Consider the following 6,289-nt stretch of genomic DNA (forward strand, 5'->3'; position numbering starts at 1 on the left):
TTKGTGTACGTGGGATGATCAATACAATCAGCTGGTATCTTCGATAAGAGAGCGGATCGTTAAGCTTGCTGCACTATCGGCGGCAGAAGACTATACTGCTATATTGATGCAGGGCAGCGGGACGTTTAGCGTGGAAGCCACAATAGGCACGGCGATGCCGAAGCAAGGCGGTAAATTGGCTATTGCCGTTAATGGAGCTTATGGCGAGCGAATGGTTCAAATTGCCGACGTGCTTGGTATTTCAGTTACGCCAATCCGTTTTGACGAGCGCAGCCCTATCAATCCGGAAGTCATCGAGAAAGCACTTAAGGATGATCCGCAGATTACACATGTTGCCATCGTACATTGCGAAACGACAACAGGTATCCTTAACCCTTTGAATGAAATAGCTCAAGTTGTTAAGCGCCATAATGTCACGTTTATTGTTGACGCTATGAGCAGCTTTGGCGGTGTAGCTATGGACATAGATGAGCTGGGCATTGATTTCCTCATTAGCAGCAGCAACAAATGTATACAAGGGGTACCGGGTTTTGGTTTTGTAGTTGCCCGCCGTGATGCCATTGCCAAATGCAAAGGCCATGCGCGCTCTTTATCGCTTGATTTGTATGACCAATGGGACATGATGGAGCGCTCGAATAGCAAATGGCGTTATACTTCGCCGACACATGTTGTTCGCGCATTCGATCAAGCGCTGAAGGAGCTGGAGCTTGAAGGCGGAATCGCGGCTCGTGAAGCTCGTTATAGCAGCAATCAACAAGTAATAACTGAGGGGATGGAGGCTACTGGTTTCAGTGCGCTGCTTCCTCGTGAGTGGCAATCTCCTATTATTACGGCATTTCGTTACCCAAGCGCTAACTTTTCATTTGAATCATTTTACGGAAGCTTGAAGAAGGCAGGTTTTGTTCTGTATCCAGGGAAGCTGACCTCGGAGCCGACTTTCCGAATTGGCAGCATCGGTGATGTTAATCCAGCAGATATGGAACGATTGGTTCATGTGATCAAAAGCATTTATTCATCCTTTGACAAGGAACAGTAGGAGAGTGAAGACGATGAAAGTATTTTGTCTTGGCGGTGCAGGTCGAATTTGTATGGAAGCGGTGCTGGACCTTGTTCAGTACTCCTCATTTGAGGTCATTACGATTGGTGATTTCAATCTGGAAGCGGCGCAGCAGCTTGCTGCCTCACTGAATGATAAACGTGTCAATGCAGTCAGAGTGAATGTGCATGATCATGCGGCAACGGTAGAACAGCTTCGCGGCTACGATATTGTAATGGATGGAACTACAATTACATTAAACGGCTTGTCGACGGCATGTATTGCAGAGGCTGGCTGCCACGGCATTAATTTGAACGGCTTTGGCGAAGAAGATGCAAGCCACGATGTATTTGTCCGCAACGGAAAAATGTGTTTGCCTGGCTTCGGGATGACGCCCGGTGTAACGCAAATGATGGCGATGCATGCTGCTAATCAGTTGAAGGAAGTGCATGAGGTACGGGTTAGTCATGGCTCATACCGGCCGATTGCATTCTCCAAATCGATAGCGGAAACGACGGTTTATGAGTATGATCCGAAGCTGCCGGGACGCGTAGTTTATGAGAAGGGGCAATTCATTCAGGTGGAGCCGTTTGCTCGTCCACGTGAAATTGAGCTGCCAGAGCCTTACGGCAAATCGATTCAATACATTATTCCGCACGCAGAGACACGAACGCTGGCAAAAGCGCTTGAGAGCAAGGAGGTTCAGTTAATTGAAGTACGCGGTACATGGCCTCAGCAAAATATGAGACTCGTCCGTGCGTTATATGACTATGGGTTTATGCGCAACGATCGTATAAACATTGCAGGCCAGGAAATTGGCATTATGGATGCGATTGGGCAATACTTATTCGAATCGCAGGAAGGCCATGAAACAGAATTATACGGTTATTCTCTTCATATTGAAGTAACGGGGATATCGGCACAGACTGGCGAAGCTTGCAAACATACACTTACCCATACACATCCTGCATCGGATGGTTCAGTAGAGGGCTGGGAGAAACTCCGTGCGTACACTAGAAACGTCGGCATTCCACTTGCGATAGCGACGGAGCTTATTGCGAGCGGTCAGACGTTATGCAAAGATCAAACAGGAATCATCACACCGGAAGAAGCTTTTGAACCGAGCATTATATTTGAACAGCTAAGCAAGCGCGGCATTCTCATTCATGAAAAGATTGAGAGTTTAGTTGAAGTAGGCTAGAATACGATTAATAATCAAAACAGTAGACTAAGCTGAAGACGAAGGGGAAATAGAGATGTCGCTAGCCGGAGAAGAGCGGAAGCAGATCATCATTAATATGCTGCAGCTAAAAGGAAAGGTTCGAACGCCGGAGCTCGTGCAGGCGCTTGATGTATCATCGGAAACGATCCGCCGTTATTTGGAGGAGCTGGAGGATGAGCTTAAGCTCAAGCGAGTATACGGCGGCGCCGTTAAGATTAATGTGGAGCGGGAAGAGCCCGCTTATGTTCGGCGCGAGGTGCAGCAGGCTGAAGAGAAAAGAAGGATCGGACGAGCTGCCTCCTCTCTCATTCAAGATAAAGACGTTGTTGTCATCGACGATGGAACAACCACGCTGCAAATGATCGATTCACTTGCTTACAAAAAACAACTTACCGTTCTTGTTACATCCGTTTATACCTTAAACTTGCTGATTGGCTACAAAAATCGCAATATATTTGATGGTGAAATCGTGCTTATTGGCGGTCGCATTAACCCGAAGCATTACCGGACATCCGGTACGCTTGCGATGGAGTTTATGTCCAATTTTAATGTGGACAAAGCTTTTATCGTTGCTGACGGCTTACAGATTGATAGCGGTGTAACAAGTTATGAGGATGAGCGCGGCGTGTTGGCTAGAACTTTCATGAAACAAGCCAAGCAAACAATCGTGTTAGCTGATTATACGAAGATTGGGACGAACCATTTTTATAAGATTGCCGATTTTAAAGAGATTGATATGATTATTAGCGATGTAGCGCCTCCGCAGGCTTGGCGTTCCAAGCTTGATGATCAGGATGTGCACTGGATTGTAGCAGAATAGCTGTTTATGGCAAAGGAATCTTCGAGTCTAATAAGACTTGGAGGTTCTTTTTTTATACCAACCAAATGCAAATTACTCAAAGGAAAAACACATCTAATTAGTGGAAATCAAAAACAAAACAATTTATTTACTTGTATTTTACAGTGCGTTAAACAAACAAGCATATAGTAGGAATAGAGAAGAAGAACAAACAAAGGGAGAGAAAAAAATGAAAAGAAGCTGGTTTCTGCTTGTGAGCATGATAGTTATTGTTACGGTTTTATCCGCTTGCGGAGGTAACGGAGGATCGAGCAATAAAGGAAATAACAAAATGGGCAATACTACAGAAGCTACAGAATCAACAGAATCGTCGCTTGATACGGATAGCAAAGAACTTACCGTATACACTGCGCTTGAGGATGATCTTATTAAAGAGTATTTGAAAACTTTTTATGAAAAATACCCCGACATCAAATTGAATATTGTTCGTGATTCAACAGGTATCATTACGGCTAAGCTGCTTGCTGAGAAGGAAAATCCGCAAGCGGATGTCGTGTGGGGCGTTGCAGCAACAAGCTTGCTAGTACTGGATCAAAACAGCATGCTGGAGCCTTATTCTCCTGCTGGCGTAGATCGGATTCTTGCTGAGTTTAAAGATACTAGAAGTCCGGAGCATTGGGTAGGCATTGATGCATGGGAGACTGCTTTTATTGCTAATACGGTTGAGCTGGAGAAAAAAGGTTTGGCCGTACCGAAAACTTACGAGGATCTGCTTAAGCCAGAATATAAAGGTTTAATCACGATGCCTAACCCTGCATCATCTGGAACGGGTTTCCTCACGGTATCGGGCTTGGCGCAGCTGCTTGGAGCTGATAAAGCATGGGAATACTTGGACAAACTGCATGAGAACATTGGCATCTACACGCACTCAGGTTCGAAGCCGGCAAAAATGGCTGGTACTGGTGAATATCCAATCGGGATCTCCTTCGGATACCGCGGAATTAAAGAAAAAAGCGGCGGATCGCCAGTTGAAGTAGTGTTCCCGGCAGAAGGCTCAGGCTGGGATGTTGAGGCAAATGCGATGATTAAGAAATCGAAAATGAAAAAAGCTGCACAGACGTTTTTGGACTGGGCAATTACAGACGATGCAATGGCTGAATATAGCAAAAACTATCCGATCGTAGCTGTGAAGAGTGACACTAGCGTCATTCCAGAAGGTTATACTAAAAACCCGATTGAGCAATTAATCAAATACGATCTGCAAGAAGCGGCTAAACAAAGAGACACTATTTTAAAAGAGTGGAGCAACCGCTACGACAGCAAGAGCGAGCCGAAATCATAATAGTTGTATAAAGAAAAAGGCTGACAAGCGCTAGTTAAGCTGCTGTCAGCCTTTTCACTAGCACGCTCCCTATTGAACATAATGAAAAGCACGATTTGGAAGGAGAATGGACATGTTGTTAAGAGTGAAAAAAATAGCAATTTTGTTAATAGTGATGACGTTGTTTTCTGGCGTCTCTACGCTAACGGGCGTTGGCCGCTCAGCCTTGCTGCCTGCTGCACATGCTGCGGCTGCAACGTTGTCGCTTACCGTCAATCAGAAAAAAGCGGCAGTCGGACAACCAGTTGAGGTCGTTGTAAAAGGGGAGCAATTAAATGATTTATATGGCTTCGAGATTAAACTGAAGTACAACACAGCAAAACTTAAATTCAAACAGGCAACAGCAGCGTGGAAAGGAATGCCCATTTCACCGATTGATAAGGATGGGGTTATAACATTCGCTCATACGAAGATTGGGAAGGATAGCGGAGTGAGCGGATCGGCAGCTATTGCCACGTTTACTTTTGAGGGAGTTGCGAGTGGAAAGGCGAGCGTTGAGCTGGTAGAAGCAAAGCTGGTCGATAGCCAGGTCAAGGCGGTTCAGCTGAAAAATGCGGCGAAGCTGGCTTTGCTCTTAAGCTCTTCGACGCCAGTATCCTTCAGTGACATAAAAGGCCACTGGGCTGAGGCAAATATTACAAGAGCGGCTTCGCTTGGTATCGTAACAGGCTTTGAGAACGGTGCTTTTCAACCTAATGGTTGGGTAACGCGTTCGCAATTTGTTGCTATGATCGGCCGTGCATTCGAGTTGAATGCTAAGCAAGCGAAGGAAGTTAATTTTAAAGACAAGGGACAGTTTCCAGCTTGGGCAGAGGCGTTCATAGCGGAGGCTGTGAATGCTGAGGTAATTAGCGGTTATGACGATGGTACATTCCGGCCAAACCGCCATATTACAAGAGCGGAAATGGTGGCAATGACGATGCGTACATCTGGTTTTCCGCTCGACGAGAACCCGTCAATTCGTTTTGCGGATGCCTCGCAAATACCAGCTTGGGCTAAGCCGGCTGTAGCGGCTGCTGTTTCTCGCAATCTGCTTAAGGGGAGAAGCGGCAATCGCTTTGAACCACAGGCAAAGGCTACTCGTGCAGAAGCATTGACGTTTATTTTGACGCTCATCGATAGCCAGAATAAATAGACTTGTTCACTAGAGCAGAGGCGTTTAGTCATTGCAAGAAAGTGTGGGCGGGCATAAAAAATGAGCAGGAGCACATTTTACGAAATAGCCTATACCTTTTTTACTAAAAATCATAGGATACTGTACCTTAGTAAAAAGGAGATGAACAAATGGGCTATGGAGTAGCAGGGGTTGGCGCAGGAAATTGCGGACCTTCTTATCCAGTTGCAGGTGTTAGCAATTGTGGAGCTGGAGTTGGCGGCTGGGGAACTGGTATCGGTATTATATTGGTACTTTTCATTTTGCTTGTTATTATTTCCCGCGCTGTATGCTGGTAGTCAACAAAGCTTGCTTGTAAATCGGAATCAATGCGTTTTCCACTAATTGAAATAGTATTAAACCCCCAAGTGCCTGAGCCTTGGGGGTTTTGCTTGTTTATGCTATTCACGAACCTCTGCAATGAGCTCGATTTCAACTGGCGTATGGAATGGAAGGTCGCTTGTACCAATCGCGGACCTTGCATGGCGTCCATTTTCTCCGAATACTTCTATGAGCAGATCCGATGCGCCGTTCAGCACATAAGGCTGATCGCCGAAACCGGGAGCGCTGTTGATGAAACCAAGAATTTTTACGATTTTTACGACACGGTCAAGGTCGCCTAGGTGAGTTTTCATCGCCGCAAGCAGGTTGATAACGACTTGGCGCGCTGCTTCTTGACCTTGCTCGATCGTCAGATC

At 45.9% G+C, this 6,289-nt stretch carries 7 protein-coding genes; 6 read left to right on the plus strand and 1 reads right to left on the minus strand.

Features of this window, described 5'->3' with window-relative positions; all coding sequences use genetic code 11:
• From phnW to AC1DSE_RS28085, 6 genes are all read left to right on the plus strand, one after another.
• Nucleotides 1–1,036: 2-aminoethylphosphonate--pyruvate transaminase (gene phnW, locus AC1DSE_RS28060; protein ID WP_477528547.1), on the plus strand; the 1,036-nt coding region annotated here is incomplete at its 5' end.
• A gap of 13 nt (nucleotides 1,037–1,049) precedes the next feature.
• On the plus strand, nucleotides 1,050–2,237 hold the full coding sequence (locus AC1DSE_RS28065; protein WP_477512074.1) for a saccharopine dehydrogenase family protein: 1,188 nt from the start codon (nucleotides 1,050–1,052) through the stop codon (nucleotides 2,235–2,237).
• Between the two features lie 55 nt (nucleotides 2,238–2,292).
• Entirely contained in the window at nucleotides 2,293–3,078 is a 786-nt protein-coding gene (locus AC1DSE_RS28070) for a DeoR/GlpR family DNA-binding transcription regulator (protein WP_076269749.1), read from the plus strand.
• Between the two features lie 208 nt (nucleotides 3,079–3,286).
• The gene (locus tag AC1DSE_RS28075; protein WP_477512075.1) at nucleotides 3,287–4,399 is read left to right on the plus strand and encodes a putative 2-aminoethylphosphonate ABC transporter substrate-binding protein; all 1,113 of its coding nucleotides are present in this window, start codon (nucleotides 3,287–3,289) and stop codon (nucleotides 4,397–4,399) included.
• A 112-nt stretch (nucleotides 4,400–4,511) separates the two neighbouring features.
• The gene (locus tag AC1DSE_RS28080; protein ID WP_477512076.1) at nucleotides 4,512–5,573 is read left to right on the plus strand and encodes an S-layer homology domain-containing protein; all 1,062 of its coding nucleotides are present in this window, start codon (nucleotides 4,512–4,514) and stop codon (nucleotides 5,571–5,573) included.
• Nucleotides 5,574–5,722: 149 nt separating this feature from the next.
• Nucleotides 5,723–5,890 carry a hypothetical protein gene (locus AC1DSE_RS28085; protein ID WP_441877098.1) on the plus strand — a complete coding sequence of 56 codons (168 nt, stop codon included), beginning with the start codon at nucleotides 5,723–5,725 and terminating at the stop codon, nucleotides 5,888–5,890.
• 102 nt (nucleotides 5,891–5,992) lie between these two features.
• On the opposite strand, the gene AC1DSE_RS28090 is transcribed toward AC1DSE_RS28085, so the two are convergent.
• Nucleotides 5,993–6,289 (minus strand): RidA family protein (locus AC1DSE_RS28090; RefSeq protein WP_477528548.1); only part of this gene is annotated, 297 nt, incomplete at its 5' end.

This window comes from Paenibacillus sp. 01L418 (assembly GCF_056400045.1).

Excerpts from the sequence above, each read along its gene's own strand:
- AC1DSE_RS28065 (WP_477512074.1), top strand. The coding sequence starts at position 1,050 with ATGAAAGTATTTTGTCTTGGCGGTGCAGGTCGAATTTGTATGGAAGCG.
- AC1DSE_RS28080 (WP_477512076.1), top strand. The coding sequence starts at position 4,512 with ATGTTGTTAAGAGTGAAAAAAATAGCAATTTTGTTAATAGTGATGACG.
- AC1DSE_RS28075 (WP_477512075.1), top strand. The coding sequence starts at position 3,287 with ATGAAAAGAAGCTGGTTTCTGCTTGTGAGCATGATAGTTATTGTTACG.
- AC1DSE_RS28070 (WP_076269749.1), top strand. The coding sequence starts at position 2,293 with ATGTCGCTAGCCGGAGAAGAGCGGAAGCAGATCATCATTAATATGCTG.
- AC1DSE_RS28085 (WP_441877098.1), top strand. The coding sequence starts at position 5,723 with ATGGGCTATGGAGTAGCAGGGGTTGGCGCAGGAAATTGCGGACCTTCT.